The following is a 16,914-nucleotide window of genomic DNA, read 5'->3' as shown; positions in this document are numbered from 1 at the left end:
GTCATGAACACGATCTGCCGGAAGTTCGCCGGTTGTCTCGCGGTGGCCGTCGCGACGCTGCTGCCCGCCACGCCACCCGCCTCGGCGAGCGAGCGCGTCGTCCCGCCCTCGGACGGCGACCTCGCGGCGGCCGTGCGTGTCGCCGGGCAGCCGGACGCGATCGGACTCGCGAGATCGAACTTCCGGCAGGTCGACCACATCGAACCGCAGCGGATCACCATGGCGGAGAAGGGAATCCCCGTCTACACCCTCAACCCCGACTTCGTCAGGGGTGTCGAGGGGGCACCGGCGGGCATGCTCAGATCCGTCGCCGTGACGGCCACCGCGGATTCCGGGCAGAAGGCCACCCTGCAGGCGATGCCCGAAGGACCGGGGAAGTGGGTCGCCGCGAGCGTGTTCTCCGGGAACGACGAAGAGACCCTGAGCGCGCGGCTGAAGCCCGGTGCGGTCCTGCTCAACGAACCCCAGATCAACGGCTGGTACGAACTGGGGCCCGACGGTGTGGTGCTGCTGCAGGCGAGCCTGCCGCAGTCGCCGGTGGGGAAGTTCGTCCCGCTTTCCGACTACCAGCGGGCAGTGCACGGCCGCTACGCCGACAAGCTGCCGGGATCGGACTACCAGCGCGGCGGCGGGATCGGCTTCGCACAGCCGGTGGCCCCGCCCGCCGAAACGGGGATTCCGGCCGGGATCGTCGCCGGCCTGATCACCGCCGGGGTCGCCGGGGTGGGTGTCGTGCTGGTCGCGGTGTGGCGGCGGCGCCGCCTCACTCCCAGATGAGGTCGATCCCCGCGATGCCGACGTCGAGTTCCTCGAAGTAGGCACTGACCGTCGCACCCGGTCCGGGATGCAGCGGCTCGCTGACCACGGGGGCGAGTTCTTCGCGCTCCCGCACGGTTTTGACGCATCGCGCCGGGAGCGCGCCGCCGTCGAAACGCATGCGGAGCAGATACGCCGACATGCGCGACCGTACCGTCCGGTGGAAGCAGGTCGAACGGACCGATGCGGCCAGCCGCAGGGTGAACGCGAAGGTGTGCGTTTCCCCTTCGGCCAGGCTGCGGTCGAAGAGGAGCTCGAAGACCATCCCCGGTGATGTGGCGCTTCGGCGCACTCTGCCTCTTCGGCAGCCGTCGGTGGCGAAGACGGTCGTGGCCTCCATGTCGGTGCCGGGTTCGTCTTGATGGGTCACCACGAAACCGTCCGCGCCGGGCTCCCGTGCCCGCACCACCATGGTCGAGGTGATCTCCGAGATCCGTCCTTCGCCGGTCATGGTGAGCACGTCGACGACGGTGACGACGTCGAGCTTCGCGTTGCCCTCCGTGCCGGGAGACGCGCTCAGCTCGTCCAGCAGCGAACAGGTCTCGGCCCAGCTCTGCCGCAGTTCGGCGACCGAGGGCCTGCGGTCGTCGCCGGGGGAACGTCGTTGCGGGCCGATCAGGACGATGAGGCTGTCCGGCGGCAGGCCCAGCACGGCTTCGAGCGCGCGGACGATGTCGAGCGAGCGCGGCGTCGACGGATGGCGGAGCCCGCGCTGCCAGTAGCTCAAGGTCGATTCGGCCACGGAAACGCCGCGTGCCGCCAGATGCGCGCGGATCCGGGACAGGGAAAGGCCGCGATGCTCCACCGCCTCGGAGAGCGCGCGATGGAACGAGCCGGTTCTGACCTCGCGTTCCTGGTACATGGGCACCCCCACCGACGCCGGATTGGCGCAAAGCATGCGCAGTCCGGCGCCGGTCGGCAACCGCCTAAGGTCGAAAACCGGACTTTCAGGCGAATTCGAGCCGCAGGCTTTCGAGGCCGCGCAGCGTCACCTGCTTCACCCAGACCGGATCGGCGGCCCGGTGGAAGGCGCGGCCGGCGCCGAGCAGCGCCTCGAAGACGATCCGGCCCTCCAAGCGCGCGAGCGGGGCGCCGAGACAGAAGTGGATGCCCTGTCCCAGCGCGAGATGCCTCGGCGAGGGGCGATCCACGTCGAAGCGGTCCGGGTTCTCGTGCGTGCGCGGGTCGCGGTTGGCCGCTCCGAGCAGTACGACCGCCTGAGCGCCTTTGCCGACGACCTCGTCACCGATCGTCGTGTCCCGCAGGGCGAGCCGGGTCGTCAGCTGGACGGGGGAGTCGTACCGGAGCATCTCCTCGACCGCGTTCGGGATCTTCGACCGGTCCTCGGCCAGTTTCCGGTGCTGCTCCGGATGGTTCAGCAGCGCGAGGATCCCGTTGCCGATCAGGTTGGTCGTCGTCTCGTGCCCGGCGACCAGCAGGAGCATCGCGGTGATCACCAGTTCGCCTTCGCTGAGCCGGTCGCCCTCGTCGGAGACCGACACCAGATCGGAGAACAGGTCGCCGGTCGGCCGCTTCCGCCGCTCCTTGGCTAGCTCACGGAAGTAGGCGACGAACTCACGCCGGGCCGCGACGGCCGCCGCGACGGTCTCCTTCGCGATGAGGAAGGACGGGTCGAGTGCGCGCCCCATGGCGTGCGACCACCCCTCGAAACGCCCGCGGTCGGCGAGGGGCACCCCGAGCATCTCGCTGATGACGACGACCGGCAGCGGCTTCGCGATCTCGGTCATCAGGTCGAATTCGCCCCTTTCGAGCGCTTTCGCCACGAGCTCCTTCGCCAGCTCCTCGATCCTCGGGGCGAGCTGCTCGATCATCCTCGGCGTGAACGCCTTGGAAACCAGCCGCCGTAGCCGCGTGTGATCGGGCGGGTCGAGCGCGAGGAACGACCGGACCACCCGGCCCTGCTCGTCCACTGGCTCGTTCTCGTGCGGATCCGGCAGCACCTCCGGCTCCCCATGGCCGAACGCGGGGTTCTTGAGCAGGGCGGACGCCTCTTCGAACCCGCTGACCACGAAGAATCCGTCGGCGGCCGCGAAGACCGGGCCGCGGTCGAAGACCTGACGGTAGAACGGGTACGGATCGGTCCTGGTCTCCGGCGTGAGCAGGTTCTCGAGCATGAGCCGATCCTATGCTCAGCCGTCGAGGATCTCCGTCGGTTTCGCGAAGCGGTACCCCAGCGCGCGCAACGAGTTCACCAGGTCCCGCAGGCCACCCTCGCCGAGGAACGGGTGGTAGAAGAAGCTCGCGACGTTGTCGCGGACGACGAGCGCGCTCTGCGCGTCGGCGAGCATGTCGACGGCGGTGCGGGAGGCGTGCTGGTTGAACGCGACGGGCGCCACGTTGCCGATGTTCTCGGGGACGACGTTCGCGCCGTAGACGTCGCGCACCGGGTACGGGAAGAACTGGCCGTACACCTGTTCCGTGGTGGCGGTGGCCGTCGAACCGCATCGCCCGCCGGGGCAGAAGCCCGCGTAGTAACTGCCGCGGTCGTAGCGTGCCTGGAAGATCTCGGTGACCCGCTGATAGTCCACGGCCGAACCGCCGTAGTGCGGGAACTCGAACAGCGTCGGCTCCGGGAGGCCCACGCGCCGGAACTCGCCGAGCCCGGTCGCGACGCGGTCGTCGAACCATTCGGCGGAATCCTCGGGCATCGGGCCGTCCAGCCGGACCGTACCCGCACCGTCCACACTGGACTTGTAGAACTCGAAATCGCTCGCGCTGACCCCGTCGTACGGGTTCGGGCCGCTATCGCTTTGATGACTGTAGCCGTGCATGACGAGCGTCGCGCCGGCCTGGACGGCCTCCTTGAGCACCGCGACCAGGTCCGGCGAGTCCACCAGCCGCGCGGACGTCGGGACGCCGTCGTTGGCCCGGCCTTGGGGATCCGAGTAGTACGGGTACACCGCGAGGGAGAACGGAATCTTCTCCCGGACGAGGAAATCCGTGACGCGGCGGAGCTCTTCCGGTTTCGTCCGCGGGCCGACGTCCTCGAGCCGGATCAGCGCGCGGTGCCGGTCCGGCGCCTGCGGGGACAGGGCACCGAGCAGGATGTCGGCGGCCGCGAGGTAACGGTCCTGCGCTCCGGCGTAGGCGTACGGCACCTCGGCCACGTACGTGAACTGTCCTGATTGGACGGCCCAGGGTGACGGCTTGCCGCCGGGAGCGCTCGCCTCGGCCAGGATCTGGACCCGCGTCCGATCACGGACGTCGATCGCGACGACCCCGGTGCCCGAACGGGGATCGCGGCGCAGGGGAGTGCCTTTGTAGGTGACGGTGGTGGGGTTGTCGTCGCGGTAGCCCTCCGCGCGCCAGCCCGCGTCCGCGCGCAGTTGCCAGATGTTGGCGCCGATCCAGACCACCGGGACACGCGCGGCCGCGACGTCGTTCAGGAACGCCTTCGGCAGCGCCGCGTCGGAAACCGAGCCGACGTACACGATCGACTGGAAGGCGTCCGCCTGCCGCGGCCGGTAGTCGGCGGCGGGCCGCAGTTCCCAAGCGGTGCCACGGGAAACCAGGTTCGCGGTGAACATCGCGTACGCCTCGGCCGTCCGGATCTCTTCGGGCGGTGAGACGGTGCCGTCCTTCTTGCGCCCGTCGTCGTAGAGCACGAGGGTCTTCCTGGCCGGATCCCCGCCGGGGCCGGGCAGCCCCGCTTTTCCCGCGCTGGGAAGGCGATCGGCCAGCGACACCGGAGCCGCGGCCGGCGACGCCGTGACCGGATCCTTCTTCGTCACCTGGACCAGGACGACCACGACGACGGTGACGGCGACGACCGCGACGACCGCCAGCCGGAACCAAGCGGGCAGGCGAAAGCGCTGCCCGCCGTTGTCCTTCGTCATCGGGTCAGACCTCGGCCGGTTCGTTCACGGAGGCGGGCCGGAACGGGGCGGGCGGATCCGCGGCCAGGCCGAGGAGATACGCGAGGGCTTGCTCGGTCCGTTCGGCGGCGGCACCGTCGCCGAACGGGTTGCCCTTGCTCATCATCCGGGTGCGCGCCGCGGGGTCGTCCAGCAGCAGGCTCGCGGTCGACACGATCTTGTCGTGGTCCGTCCCGACGAGCAGGGCGCAGCCCGCGTTCACGGCCTCCATACGCTCGGTGACGTCGCGGAGCACCAGGACCGGGACGCCGAAGGTCGGGGCCTCTTCCTGGATACCACCGGAATCCGAGAGCACGAGTGTGCTGGCGGCCAAGGTCGCCGCCAGTTCGGGATACGGCAGCGAACCGGTGATCAGCGCGCCCGGCGAGTCCGCCAGTTCCGCGCGGACGAGATCGCGCACCTCCGGATTCGGATGCGCGGGAAGCACCACCCGTAGTTCCGGATCGGTGGCCATCAACCGGGCCACCGCGCGCAGGACCCGGCGCATCGGCTCGCCCCAGGATTCGCGGCGGTGGAGCGTGACCAGCATCAGTTTGACCGCGCCGCGGGTGGCGTTTTCCAGCAGCGTCGCCAATTCCGGATCGTGCACGGTGGTGGAGCCGTCCGTCACCGTGAGGATCGCGTCGACGACGGTGTTCCCGGCGACGAGCACGTTCTCCTCGGGCACGCCTTCGGCCAGCAGGTTCGCGGCGGCGTCGGGAGTGGGGGCGAGGTGGAGCGCGGCCGCCTGGGTCACCAGTTTCCGGTTGAGTTCCTCGGGGAACGGGGCGCCGAGGTCGAACGAACGGAGGCCCGCTTCCAGGTGCACGACGGGGACACGGAGCCAGAACGCGGTGAGCGCTCCGGCCAAGGTGGTCGTCGTGTCCCCCTGGACGATCACGGCGGTGGGCGGCCGCCGGCCGGCCACTTCTTCCAAACCGGTGAGAAGTCCGGAAAGGAGTTCCGGCTGGGAGCCCGTTCGCCGATTCACCGTCAGATTTTCATCCGCCGTCAATCCGAAGGTCGCCAAGGCCTGGCCGACCATTTCGGGATGCTGTCCGGTGGCGATGAGTACGGGCCGCATCCGCCCGCCGGAAGCCAATGCCCTGGCCACCGGAGCCAGTTTCACGGCCTCCGGCCGGGTTCCCACGACGAGCCAGATTTCGGGCATGACGTCGGTCTCGTTCTGTGCGTTACGCACCTGGTCCTTCTTCCGGGGTCGCGCTTCGGTACGGCGTGAATTCGTCAGTGAAGTCACGAAAGAGTGGTGGGTGAGGCGAGGATCACTAACTGATGGTCACCTTTATGGGGGATCCGTCGCTCCCGAACGTTAACACAAGCGGGGTAACGTACCCACTCGAAAGGCTGAATATCGCTTACCAGGGTGACCCGCGACTCGCCGTTGAAAACTGTGAGTAGATGTTTGTGGTGGCCCGCCGCCCGGAGGAAAAGACATGTCGATGGTGCCGGTGGGCCCGGTCAAGGTTTCCGCGCTCGGAATCGGCGCGACCATGGCGGGCGCGACGGTGAGCACCGTGCTCGCGCTCGTGATCGGGGTGGTCGCGGTGCTCCTCATGGCGCGTTCGCTGCATCTTCGCCTGAAGGACTGATGGCGAGCCCGGCCTTCGCCGCGACCATGATGCTGTTGCTCCTATGGTGGCCGGCGCACAATCTCCTGCTCGCGGCGTTCGCGTGGCGCACCGGCCGTCCGCGCCGGTCCGTCGCGGCGCGCGGAGAGGGGCTGGAGTTCTGGATCGTCATCCCGGCGCTCAACGAGGAACGCGTGGTCGGCAACACCGTCCGGAACGCGCTTTCGCTTGGCACGGAACGGAATCCGGTGCGGGTGCTGGTGATCGACGACGGTTCGGACGACGGCACGCCCCGCGTTCTCCGTGAGGTGGCCGACCCCCGGCTGCACGTCCTGCGCCGTGAGCTCCCGCAGGCGCGGAAGGGCAAAGGCGAGGCGTTGAACGCCGGCTACCGCTACATCCTCCGGCTGTGCGAGGCCGAGGGGAGTGTGGCGCGCACGATCGTCGGCATCATCGACGGTGACGGGCGGGGCAGTCCCGGGATGCTGCGTGAGGTGGCCGACGTATTCGGCGACCGCGGCGTCGGCGCCGTGCAATGCCGGGTGCGGATCCACAATCGGCGCAGTGTGCTCGCGCTGTTGCAGGATCTGGAGTTCGGCGCGGTCGCCGACGCGTCCCAAAGCCTGCGCGATCTCGCGGGCAGTGTCGGAATGGGCGGGAACGGGCAATTCACGCGACTCGGCGTGCTGCGGCGCTTCGATCCGGCTCCGTGGTCGGACTGCCTGGTCGAGGATCTCGAACTCGGGCTGAGGCTGCACGTCGCCGGTATCCGGATGCGTTACGTGAAATCGGCGTGGGTCACGCAACAGGGTCTCGTCGATCTGCGCCGACTGCTGCGGCAACGCACGCGATGGGCACAAGGCAATTTGCAATGTGCGAGACATTTGCGGGAATTGCTGGCCTCACGACATGTGGGCAGTATCGGTCTCCTGGATTTCCTCGCCTATCTCGTGACCCCGTGGTTGACCGTGCCGTTGTCCTTGGTGGTTTCCCTGTTGTTCGTGGGCACGCTCGTCGCTTCCTGGTCGGGGGTCACGCTGGGCGGCCTGATCGCGCCGCCTTCGGCATTGCCCGGCGCCGCCTTGATCGGCGTGGCCGTGTTGCTGGTGCCGGGGGTGGTGTGGGCGATCGTGCACCGGCTGCGGCTCGGTGAGGAACCGCTGCACCGCTGTCTGCTCGCGGGTCTGCTCTATCCGGGATTCCTGGTGCTCGGTGTGGTCGCGACCTGGCGCGCGCTGTTCCGGGTGGTCGCCCGCCGCAACAGCTGGACCAAGACGGAACGGTTGAGCGAGGAGCCGCCTGAGAAGGTGTCCGTGTGACCGTCGACGCGCTTGCGAGCCAGTTCTTGCCCGATTTCGGGCAAGAACTGGCATTTCGCTAGCCGGATGTGCATGATGAGCTCCGTGGAGGACGCGGACATCGTCGAGCAGGTGGCCTTGTCGACAGGTTTGTCGACGGCCATCGCCGCCCGTGTCGTCGAGGACGTCCTGGCGTACTACCGGCAGCCCGCCGAGCAGTTCGTCCGGTCCAGGCATGCCCAGTTGCAGGCGGAGGGCAGGAAGAACCCCGAGATCTTCCCCCAGATCGCCGGTGAGCTGAGCCGCCGTCTCGTCGCGCCTCCCGACCTGTCCGAGCGGCAACTGCGCCGCATCGTCTACGGCTGACGGACCACGCCCGTCCGTTTTCTTTGTGAGGTTGACTCGTCATGTGCGGAATCGTCGGCTACATCGGCGGCCAGAACGCCGCTCCGATCCTGATCGAGGGGCTGACGCGGCTGGAGTACCGCGGCTACGACTCGGCCGGGATCTCCGTCCTCGGCGGTAAGGGCGCCCAGGTGCACCGCATCGTGGGGCGGGTGCGGAACCTGACGGCCGCGCTGCCGAAGCGGCTCGCGGGCAAGGTCGGCATCGGGCACACGCGGTGGGCGACGCACGGTCCCGCGACCGAGGCGAACGCCCATCCGCACGTCTCCGAAGACGGCCGGATCTCCGTGGTGCACAACGGGATCATCGACAACGCCGACGCGCTGCGGGAGCAGCTCACCCAGGCGGGGGTGACGCTGTCGTCGGAGACCGACACCGAGGTGCTCGCCCACCTCATCGCGCGGTCGGGTGCGAAGACGCTGGAAGACGCCGTCGTCGAGGCCGTGTCGCGCGTCACCGGCACCTACGCGATCGCCGTGACCGACACCGAGCACCCCGACCGCGTCGTGGTCGCGCGGAACGGATCGCCGCTGATCATCGGCGTCGGCGACCGGGAGATGTTCGTCGCCAGCGACCTGTCCGCGCTGGTCCGGCACACCTCGCAGGTGGTGCACCTCGACGACGGCGAGTTCGCCAGCGTCTCCGCCACCGGATACCGCACCTTCACCGTCGACGAGAGCGACACCGGCAAGGCCGCGACCGCGATCGACATCCAGGCCGACGATCTCGACCTCGGCGGCCACCAGCACTACATGTACAAGGAGATCCAGGAGCAGCCGGAATGCCTGGAGCGGATGATCCGGGGCCGTCTCGACGACCGGTTCGGCGTGTCCCGTTTGGACGGTCTGAACCTGACTCCCCGTGATCTGCGCGGGTTCGCGCGCGTGAAGATCCTCGGCTGCGGTTCGGCGTACTACGCGGGCCAGATCGGCGCCACCATGATCGAGGACCTGGCGCGGGTCCCGGCCGACGCGGAGGCGGCGTCCGAGTTCCGCTACCGCAACCCCATCATCGAAGCGGACACCCTCTACATCGCGGTCAGCCAGTCCGGCGAGACCGCGGACACCGCGTTCGCCGTCGAAGAGGTCAAGCGCAAGGGCGGCCGGGTGGTCGGCCTCGTGAACGTCGTCGGCTCGACGATCGCGCGGGCCTGCGACGGCGGCCTGTACCTGCACGCCGGTCCGGAGATCGCGGTCGCTTCGACCAAGGCGCTCACCAACATGGCCGTCGGCTTCGCGATGATCGCGCTGGCCCTCGGCCGCGTCCGGGACCTGTCCAACGCGGACGGGCAGCGTATCGTCGCGGCGTTGCGGGCGCTGCCGAAGCAGGTCGCGGCGATCGTCGAAGCCGAGTCCCAGATCGCCGAGCACGCCAAGATCTGCGCCGACGCGCGCAGCCTGTTCTTCATCGGCCGGGTCCGTGGCTTCCCGGTGGCGCGGGAGGGCGCGCAGAAGTTCAAGGAGATCTCGTACCGGCACGCGGAGGCCTACCAGACCTCGGAACTCAAGCACGGCCCGCTCGCGCTGATCGACGAGGAGCTGCCGACGGTCGCGATCGTGCCGTCCGACGACCTCGCCGACCGGAACCTGGCCGCGATGCAGCAGATCAAGGCGCGCAAGGGGCAAGTCCTGGCAATCACGCACGACGACGTGGACTTCGGCGACCTCGACGTGCCCCGGTTCGTGGTGCCGCGTTCGGAGCCGGAACTCGACCCGATCCTGCTCACGATCCCGCTGCAGCTGCTGGCCTACCACGCCGCGCTGCTCCTCGGCCACGACATCGACAAGCCCCGGAACCTCGCGAAGTCCGTCACCGTGGAATGATTTCCGCCCTCAGCGATCGAGGGAGTCCGCGATGAGGCAATACCTGCTCGCCGTCCAGCTCGACGAAAGCGAGCGGGACGCGCCCGAGGACGAGGTCCGGGCGATGCTCGCCAGGACGGGCAAGGTCACCGACGAGATGAAGGCCGCCGGGTCGTGGGTCTTCGTCGGCGGGCTCGAGCATTCGGACGTCTCCACGGTCGTCCGGCCCGCCGGCGGCACGACCACGATCACCGACGGCCCGTTCGCCGAGACGAAGGAGCAGCTCGGCGGATTCTGGGTGATCCAGGTCGAGGACCTCGACCAGGCGCTCGCGTGGGCGCGGAAATGCGCGCTGGCCTGCGGACAGCCGATCGAGGTGCGGCCGTTCGGCGACCCGTCGCTCCGGCAGTGACGGACTTCGCCGGGATCTACCGGGCGGAGTACGGCCGGTGCGTCGCCACCCTGACGCGCCTCCTCGGCGACATCTCGCTCGCCGAGGAGGCGGTTCAGGACGCGTTCGCGACCGCGGTCGAGAAGTGGGAGAAGACGCCGCCCAATCCGGGCGCGTGGATCGTGACCACCGCCCGCAACCGCGCGATCGACCGGCTGCGCCGGGAATCCACCCGCGAGGCACGGCACGCCCAGGCGTTGCTCCTGCACGCGCCGGACGAGCCGCGGGAGACGGGGCCGGTCCGCGACGACCAGCTCCGCATGATCTTCACCTGCTGCCATCCGGCGCTTTCGCCGCCCGCACGGGCGGCGCTCACCCTGCGCCTGCTCGGCGGGCTGGAGGTGGGGGAGATCGCGCGGGCGTACCTCGTCCCGGAAACGACCGTCTCCCAGCGGATCGTCCGCGCGAAGAAGAAGATCCGCGACGCGGGCATCCCGTACCGGGTGCCGGGGGAGGGCGAACTGCCCGAGCGGCTGGATTCCGTCCTCACCGTGCTCTACCTCGTGTTCAACGAGGGGTACACGTCCACGTCGGGTGAGCTGCTGCGGACGGACCTCTGCCTGGAGGCGATCCGGCTCGCGCGGGCGCTCGCCGAGCTGATGCCCGGCGAGCCGGAGGTGACCGGGCTGCTGGCGCTGCTCCTGCTCACCGAAGCGCGGCGGCCGGCGCGGGTGGGGCCGTCCGGTGAGCTGGTGGTGCTCGCGGAGCAGGACCGGTCGTTGTGGAACCGGGAACTGATCGCCGAAGGCCACGAGCTGGTGCGGCATTGCCTGCGTCTGGACCGGCCTGGCCCGTATCAGGTGCAGGCCGCGATCAACGCCGTGCACACGGACGGCGAAGCCACCGACTGGACGCAGGTGCTGGCGCTCTACGACCAGCTGTGGCGGCTCGCCCCGTCGCCGGTCGTCGCGCTCAACCGCGCGGTCGCCGTCGCCGAGGTGCACGGCCCGGCGGCGGCGCTGGCCGGCATCGAGGAACTGGACCTGCCGGGCTATCACCATCTGCCGGCCACGCGGGCGAATCTGCTGTCCCGCCTCGGCCGGACCGCGGAAGCCGTCGCCGCCTACGACGAGGCGATCGCCTTGGCCACCAACGAGACCGAACGGGCTTTCCTGCGGGCCAAACGGGCAGTCCTGTCGTAGTTTCGGGCAACACTCTGTCCTCAATGGACGGAGGGGTTCCGTTGTCGGACCGGCGGGAAACCAACTATTGTCGCCATGACCGCTCGTCCGCCACGGCAGGAGGTGACCGTTGTACGCCGAAGAGCGGCAGCGCGCCATCCTCAAGCAGGCCAGGCGGAACGGCCGTGTCGACGTGGCGACGCTCGCGGCGGCCTTCGAGATCACCAGCGAGACCGTCCGCCGTGACCTGACGGCGCTGGAACGCAGCGGTGTGGTGCGGCGGGTGCACGGCGGCGCGATCCCCGTCGAACGGCAGGGTATCGAGCCGGGCCTCGACGCCCGTGACGCGGTGATGACCGCGGAGAAGGACCGTATCGCCGCAGCGGCCCTGGAGCAGCTCCCCGACGGGGGCGCGATCCTGCTCGACGCGGGCACCACGGTGGGCAGGCTGGCGAACCTCGTCCCCTCGGACCGTGAACTGACCGTGGTCACCCCTTCGCTGCCGAACGCGTGCGCGCTCGCGAACCGGCCCGGCGTCACGCTGATGCTGGTCGGTGGGAGGCTGCGCGGCCACACCATGGCGTCGGTCGACGGCTGGGCGCTCGACGCACTCAAGGACACCTACGTCGACGTCGCTTTCCTCGGTACCAGCGGTCTTTCCGTCGAGCGGGGGCTCACCACCCCGGACACCGCCGAGGCGATGGTGAAGCGCGCGGCCATCGCGTCCGCGCGGCGGACGGTGCTGCTGGCCGATCACACCAAGATCGGTGACGACCACTTCGCCCGGTTCGGGGACCTCTGCGACGTCGACACCCTGATCACCGATTGCGGTGCCGAACCGCGGGAACTCGACGAGATCGGCCAGGCAGGCGTCAAGGTGATCATCGTTTGAAGCGTACGGGCGAGCGGCTCGCCGGATACCTGATGACAGCGCCGTTCTACGTCCTCTTCGGCGTGTTCGGCCTTTTCCCGCTGCTCTACACCGCGTGGGTGGCGCTGCATCACTGGCATCTGGTCAACGGTGACACCGGGTTCGCCGGCCTCGACAACTTCGGAGTCCTGCTTCAGGATCCGCATTTCTACAACGCGCTCTTCAACACGGTCAGCATCTTCGTCCTTTCGACCGTCCCGCAACTGTTCGCCGCGCTCGGGCTCGCCGCCCTGCTCGACCGTCCCCTGCGGGCGAGGACCCTGTGGCGGGCCAGTGTGCTGTTGCCCAACGTCGTCTCGGTGGTCGCGGTGGCGCTGGTGTTCAGCCAGCTGTTCGCGGAGGACTACGGCGTCGTCAACTGGGTGCTGGGCCTGGTGGGGCTCGATCCGGTGGATTGGCGGTCGGACCGGTTCGCGTCGCATGTGGCGGTGAGCGCGATGGTGATGTGGCGCTGGACCGGCTACAACGCCCTGCTTTACCTGGCGGCCATGCAGTCCGTGCCGCAGGAACGGTACGACGCCGCGATGCTCGACGGCGCCTCGCGCTGGCGGAGCTTCTGGTCGATCACGGTGCCCGCGATCCGGCCGACGATCGCCTTCACCGTCGTCGTCTCGACCATCGGCGGGTTGCAGTTGTTCGCCGAGCCGCAGCTGCTCGACGAAACCGGCGTCAACGGCACAGGTGGCGCGGACCGGCAGTTCCAAACGCTGGCCATGTACTTGTACGAGAAGGGCTTCGGTGAGTTCGACGCCGGGTACGCGGCGGCCATCGCGTGGCTGCTGTTCCTGTTCTCGGCGGTGTTCGCGCTGGTCAATTTCTCGCTCGTGCGCCGGATGCGGGGCGGTGAGTGACCGTGGCGGCGAGAGAACGGACCGGTTTCGTCGTCTACGGGCTGCTGCTCGCCGTCGTCGTCGCGTCGATTTTCCCGTTGTATTGGTCGTTCGTAGTGTCCTCGAAGGACAATTCCGCCCTCGGGGAGACGACGCCACCGCTGGTGCCCGGCGGCAACCTGATCGAGAACGTCGAGCGGGTCTTCGGGACCGTCGACTTTTGGCTGGCGATGCAGAACTCGCTGATCGTCGCCGGCACGGTGACCGTTTCGAACGTGCTGCTCTCCAGCATGGCCGGATTCGCCTTCGCGCGGCTGCGGTTCCCCGGTCGCGACTCGCTGTTCCTGGTCGTCATCGGCACCGCCATGGTGCCCGCGCAACTCGGTGTCATCCCGCTGTACCTGGTGGTCGGCGAACTCGGCTGGTACGGACGGCTGGAGGCGGTGATCGTGCCGGGACTGGTCGGCGCGTTCAGCGTGTTCTGGATGCGGCAGGCGTGCGAGGAGGCGATCCCCGGGGAACTGCTGGACGCCGGCCGCGTCGACGGCTGCTCGACGGTGCGGCTGTTCTGGAACGTCGCCATGCCCGCCATCCGCCCTCAGGCCGCGGTGCTTGGGATGTTGACGTTCATGACCGCGTGGAACGACTTCTTCTGGCCCCTGATCGTGCTCGACCCCAATGCGCATCCGACCGTCCAGGTCGCGTTGTCGCGGCTGGCCAGTGGGTACTTCACGGATTACTCGCTGATGCTTACTGCGGCGACCATCGGGGTGCTGCCTGTGGTCGGGTTGTTCATCGTGTTGGCGAGGAAAGTGGTTGATGGGGTTATGCGGGGGGCTCCGCGGGGCTGAGGTTTGGGTTCTTGGCTGGGGTGTTGCCGTATTTCGGCAACTTGGCTGTGCTTGATGCTGTGGTCGGTTTTCGGCGACGGCTGGTCGCCGAAGTGGCGTCGTTGCGTTATGCGGGGCGCTTCCAGGGGTGGTTCGGGAAGACGACGCGTCCGGGTTCTCGGCGCCGTGGCCATTTTTCGGCGACTTAGCCGGTGTCGGTCGTGTCCTCGGTGCTGTCGTCGCTATTCGGCGACGGGACTTGGGCAGGGAGGTGGTCGGGTTCGCGACGCCGCGTCGTGCCGTTGCCGTTTTCCGGCGAGGGCTCAGAATGGTGGTGCTTCGTCGCGGGGTTCGTGCAGCGGCGGTGGCGAGCTGTCGTAGCGCTGCCCCGTGGGCGTGGTGATCGTGAGAGTCCCGTCAGAACCCAACCGGTAGTTCCACCCAGGCTCGTCCTTCAACCGATGATCACGGCGGCACAGGTCGATCAGCTCGGTATCCGACGTATGGCCGCCGTGTTGCCATGGCAGGGAATGGTCGAGGTCGCAAGCCTGGGCCACACGGTGGCAGCCGGGTCTTCGGCATTCTCTGTCTCGCACCCGAACGAATTCGTCGAGTCCGGCGGTGGGTCGGTAGCGGTTGCGGCCGAGGTCGAGGACCTGTCCTGAGAGTGGGTCGGTGATGATCCGCCGCAGCACCGTGTTCGACCCACCAGCGATTTCCCGGGCAAGCGAGGCAGGGATGTGGCCGTGTCCGGCCATCTCGGCGGGATCGTCGTTCAGCCCGAGGTAGGTGTTCAGGTCCATGTAGAGGAACACCTCCGACCGTTCACTCTTCCCGCCCTGACCGCCCAGCAGAAGATCAAGGGCGACATCCGCACGTAACTGATCCAGAGTGCGGGTCTCCCCACCGGCTCGCAGGGCACGGGCTTCACGATCGATCCGCGTGTAGGCGGCGGCCACCTTCTCGGCCGGCCCGTCTTCGACCTCGATGGACGCCACCCCGGTGTCGCCCTGCCGCACCGTCACGCGACGTCCGCCGCGGTTCCGTTCGGCACGGCGGGAGGCGCCGTCACGGTCGGCCATCATCGCCGCATGATTCGCCGCTTTCCGGATCTGATCCGAATTCCGATCCGGGATCCGATCCTCCAGGACCGCGTCCACCGCACGGGCGTCCTCGTCCGAGAGCCAAGCGGTAGCCGTGGCGACTTTCATCGCCCCATAGCCACCCACCTTCCCCTGATCGAGCAACCCCAACGTGCGCGGCAGCCGAGTCGTCAACGCCTCAGCCGTCGAGACCAGCCCGGCAGCATGACCATCCACAACGGACAGAGCGAACGCGACTTCCTGTACGACACTGGAGGCTCCATCTCGATGACGGCTCAATCGACCCAGAGCGCGGAACCGAATTGCCTCCAAGCGTGCGATGCCCTCCGACGCCGCGATGGCGGCATCCACGGCATCCTGATCCCCCAATGAATCCAGCGAAGCATTGACCTCCTTGAACAAATCCGACGAGGTGATTTCCTTCAAACGCGCCACAGTGGCGTTGAGAGTGTCCACACGCAGAACGTACAACCGACCACCGACAGTTTCCGGCGACGGCGGAAGCAACCGCTAAAGACCGTTGCGCGCCACCACATCCGCATAGAACAGAGCGCTGTCCTTGAGCACCCGTTCCTGAGTCTCGAAGTCGACGTGCACGAGACCGAACCGCTGCGTGTACCCCATGGCCCACTCGAAGTTGTCCAGCAGCGACCAGGCCATGTAGCCGCGGACGTCGGCGCCGCGCTCGATCGCGGCGTGTACGGCGGCGAGGTGGTCGGCGAAGTACTGTACGCGTTTCTTGTCGTGTACGCGGCCTTCGACGACTTCGTCCTCGAAGGCCGCACCGTTCTCGGCGATCACGAGCGGCAGGCCGTCACAATGTCCTTGCAGCCACAGCAAAAGTTCGGTGAAGCACTCCGGCCGCTGCTCCCAGCCGAGCGAGGTCAGCTCGCCGCGGGGCGGCTGGACGTCCATCCCGCGCAGGCCGGGCAGGGGGCAGTTGCTGTCGGCTTCGGGATCTTCGAGCGGCATCGCGCGGGCGGGCGCGTAGTAGTTGACGCCCAGAACATCCAGCGGCTGCGCGATGATCTCCAGATCACCGTCGGCGATCGCCGGTTCCAGGGTGCCGAGATGCGCCAGGTCCGCCAGCAGCTCGGGCGGATAGCCGCGGCCCAGCAGGGGGTCGAGGAAGAACCTGTTGTGCAGGAAGTCGAATTTGCGCGCGGCCTCGCGGTGCGCGGCGTCGTCCACATCGGTCAGCACCGGCGCGAAGTTGAGCACGATGGACACTTCTTGCTCGCCGCCATCGGACCGCAACGCCTGTGCGGCCTTGCCGTGCGCGAGCAGGAGATTGTGTCCGGCGACGAGCGCCGCGCCCTCGTCCTGGATGCCCGGGGCGTGATCTCCGTTGCCGTAGCCGATGAAGGCGGCGCAGAACGGTTCGTTGATCGTGGTCCACTGCCGCACGCGATCACCGAGTGCTTTGTGGACGGTCAGCGCGTAGTCCGCGAAATTGTCCGCGAGCTCGCGATTCGGCCAGCCGCCTTCCGCTTGCAGCGCCTCGGGCAGGTCCCAATGGTAGAGCGTCACCATCGGGGTGATCCCGTGTTCCAGCAACGTGTCGACAAGACGGTCGTAGAAGGCGAGCCCGCGTGGCTCGACCGTGCGGCCGTCCGGCATGACCCGCGACCAAGCGACGGAGAACCGGTAGTACGGCACACCGAGTTCGCTCAGCAGGCGGACGTCCTCGCGGTAACGCCGATAGTGATCGCAAGCCGGATCGCCGGTGGCCAGGCCGGATCTCACGGTGAAAGTGTCCCAAATGGACGGTCCGCGACCATCCGCCGTCGTCGACCCCTCGATCTGGTACGCCGCCGTGGCCGTACCCCACCGGAACCCGTCCGGAAACCCCAGTGTCACGCC

16 protein-coding genes are annotated in these 16,914 nt (G+C 68.4%); 10 read left to right on the top strand and 6 right to left on the bottom strand.

Features of this window, described 5'->3' with window-relative positions:
- The first annotated feature begins 3 nt into the window (after positions 1-3).
- On the top strand, positions 4-777 hold the full coding sequence (locus tag DMC64_RS21680; protein ID WP_125735004.1) for a hypothetical protein: 774 nt from the start codon (positions 4-6) through the stop codon (positions 775-777).
- Here DMC64_RS21680 and DMC64_RS21675 read toward each other — a convergent pair.
- From DMC64_RS21675 to wecB, 4 genes are read right to left on the bottom strand one after another with little or no spacing between them, the layout of a single operon-like run.
- Positions 764-1,738, bottom strand: coding sequence for a helix-turn-helix transcriptional regulator (locus DMC64_RS21675; protein ID WP_233629756.1), 975 nt, complete (start codon positions 1,736-1,738; stop codon positions 764-766). The two genes, DMC64_RS21680 and DMC64_RS21675, sit on opposite strands and share 14 nt — an antisense overlap.
- Positions 1,739-1,763: 25 nt before the next feature.
- The gene (locus DMC64_RS21670) at positions 1,764-2,951 is read right to left on the bottom strand and encodes a cytochrome P450 (RefSeq protein WP_125735003.1); all 1,188 of its coding nucleotides are present in this window, start codon (positions 2,949-2,951) and stop codon (positions 1,764-1,766) included.
- Positions 2,952-2,966: 15 nt separating this feature from the next.
- The gene (locus tag DMC64_RS21665) at positions 2,967-4,673 is read right to left on the bottom strand and encodes a DUF2334 domain-containing protein (protein ID WP_125735002.1); all 1,707 of its coding nucleotides are present in this window, start codon (positions 4,671-4,673) and stop codon (positions 2,967-2,969) included.
- A gap of 4 nt (positions 4,674-4,677) precedes the next feature.
- Complete coding sequence (gene wecB / locus DMC64_RS21660) at positions 4,678-5,892, bottom strand: non-hydrolyzing UDP-N-acetylglucosamine 2-epimerase (protein WP_125735001.1); 1,215 nt, start codon at positions 5,890-5,892, stop codon at positions 4,678-4,680.
- Positions 5,893-6,145: 253 nt separating this feature from the next.
- Between wecB and DMC64_RS42990 the strand changes: the two genes are divergently transcribed.
- From DMC64_RS42990 to DMC64_RS21620, 9 genes are all read left to right on the top strand, one after another.
- Positions 6,146-6,301, top strand: a complete 156-nt coding sequence (locus DMC64_RS42990) for a hypothetical protein (protein WP_162836908.1) — start codon at positions 6,146-6,148, stop codon at positions 6,299-6,301.
- Positions 6,301-7,599 (top strand): glycosyltransferase family 2 protein, encoded by a 1,299-nt coding sequence (locus tag DMC64_RS21655; protein WP_125735000.1) that lies wholly within the window; start codon positions 6,301-6,303, stop codon positions 7,597-7,599. The genes DMC64_RS42990 and DMC64_RS21655 overlap by 1 nt, the downstream gene beginning before the upstream one ends.
- Before the next feature lie 72 nt (positions 7,600-7,671).
- Positions 7,672-7,944 carry a hypothetical protein gene (locus tag DMC64_RS21650; protein ID WP_199755052.1) on the top strand — a complete coding sequence of 91 codons (273 nt, stop codon included), beginning with the start codon at positions 7,672-7,674 and terminating at the stop codon, positions 7,942-7,944.
- A 41-nt stretch (positions 7,945-7,985) separates the two neighbouring features.
- Positions 7,986-9,806 carry a glutamine--fructose-6-phosphate transaminase (isomerizing) gene (gene glmS, locus DMC64_RS21645; protein ID WP_125734999.1) on the top strand — a complete coding sequence of 607 codons (1,821 nt, stop codon included), beginning with the start codon at positions 7,986-7,988 and terminating at the stop codon, positions 9,804-9,806.
- A gap of 31 nt (positions 9,807-9,837) precedes the next feature.
- Positions 9,838-10,197, top strand: a complete 360-nt coding sequence (locus tag DMC64_RS21640; protein WP_073848915.1) for a YciI family protein — start codon at positions 9,838-9,840, stop codon at positions 10,195-10,197.
- A complete protein-coding gene (locus DMC64_RS21635; RefSeq protein ID WP_125734998.1) occupies positions 10,194-11,378 on the top strand; it encodes an RNA polymerase sigma factor in 1,185 nt (394 codons plus the stop codon). The genes DMC64_RS21640 and DMC64_RS21635 overlap by 4 nt, the downstream gene beginning before the upstream one ends.
- A 109-nt stretch (positions 11,379-11,487) precedes the next feature.
- A complete protein-coding gene (locus DMC64_RS21630; protein WP_125734997.1) occupies positions 11,488-12,249 on the top strand; it encodes a DeoR/GlpR family DNA-binding transcription regulator in 762 nt (253 codons plus the stop codon).
- Positions 12,246-13,139, top strand: coding sequence for a carbohydrate ABC transporter permease (locus DMC64_RS21625; RefSeq protein ID WP_037345313.1), 894 nt, complete (start codon positions 12,246-12,248; stop codon positions 13,137-13,139). Before DMC64_RS21630 ends, DMC64_RS21625 begins: the two co-directional genes overlap by 4 nt.
- Before the next feature lie 2 nt (positions 13,140-13,141).
- Complete coding sequence (locus DMC64_RS21620) at positions 13,142-13,969, top strand: carbohydrate ABC transporter permease (protein ID WP_038522957.1); 828 nt, start codon at positions 13,142-13,144, stop codon at positions 13,967-13,969.
- Between the two features lie 302 nt (positions 13,970-14,271).
- Here DMC64_RS21620 and DMC64_RS21615 read toward each other — a convergent pair whose 3' ends face one another.
- Both DMC64_RS21615 and DMC64_RS21610 read right to left on the bottom strand, forming a co-directional pair.
- Positions 14,272-15,453, bottom strand: coding sequence for a DUF222 domain-containing protein (locus DMC64_RS21615; RefSeq protein WP_370324516.1), 1,182 nt, complete (start codon positions 15,451-15,453; stop codon positions 14,272-14,274).
- A gap of 108 nt (positions 15,454-15,561) precedes the next feature.
- Positions 15,562-16,911 carry a GH1 family beta-glucosidase gene (locus DMC64_RS21610; RefSeq protein ID WP_125734996.1) on the bottom strand — a complete coding sequence of 450 codons (1,350 nt, stop codon included), beginning with the start codon at positions 16,909-16,911 and terminating at the stop codon, positions 15,562-15,564.
- Between the last annotated feature and the right edge of the window lie 3 nt (positions 16,912-16,914).

This window comes from Amycolatopsis sp. WAC 04197, assembly GCF_003947475.1.
Classification (GTDB): domain Bacteria; phylum Actinomycetota; class Actinomycetes; order Mycobacteriales; family Pseudonocardiaceae; genus Amycolatopsis; species Amycolatopsis japonica.
Note: the sequence above shows the minus strand (reverse complement) of the source record. Positions and strands in the feature narration are given on the sequence as shown.

Excerpts from the sequence above, each read along its gene's own strand:
- DMC64_RS21680 (WP_125735004.1), top strand. The coding sequence starts at position 4 with ATGAACACGATCTGCCGGAAGTTCGCCGGTTGTCTCGCGGTGGCCGTC.
- DMC64_RS21670 (WP_125735003.1), bottom strand. The coding sequence starts at position 2,951 with ATGCTCGAGAACCTGCTCACGCCGGAGACCAGGACCGATCCGTACCCG.
- DMC64_RS21665 (WP_125735002.1), bottom strand. The coding sequence starts at position 4,673 with ATGACGAAGGACAACGGCGGGCAGCGCTTTCGCCTGCCCGCTTGGTTC.
- DMC64_RS42990 (WP_162836908.1), top strand. The coding sequence starts at position 6,146 with ATGTCGATGGTGCCGGTGGGCCCGGTCAAGGTTTCCGCGCTCGGAATC.
- DMC64_RS21655 (WP_125735000.1), top strand. The coding sequence starts at position 6,301 with ATGGCGAGCCCGGCCTTCGCCGCGACCATGATGCTGTTGCTCCTATGG.
- DMC64_RS21650 (WP_199755052.1), top strand. The coding sequence starts at position 7,672 with ATGATGAGCTCCGTGGAGGACGCGGACATCGTCGAGCAGGTGGCCTTG.
- glmS (WP_125734999.1), top strand. The coding sequence starts at position 7,986 with ATGTGCGGAATCGTCGGCTACATCGGCGGCCAGAACGCCGCTCCGATC.
- DMC64_RS21640 (WP_073848915.1), top strand. The coding sequence starts at position 9,838 with ATGAGGCAATACCTGCTCGCCGTCCAGCTCGACGAAAGCGAGCGGGAC.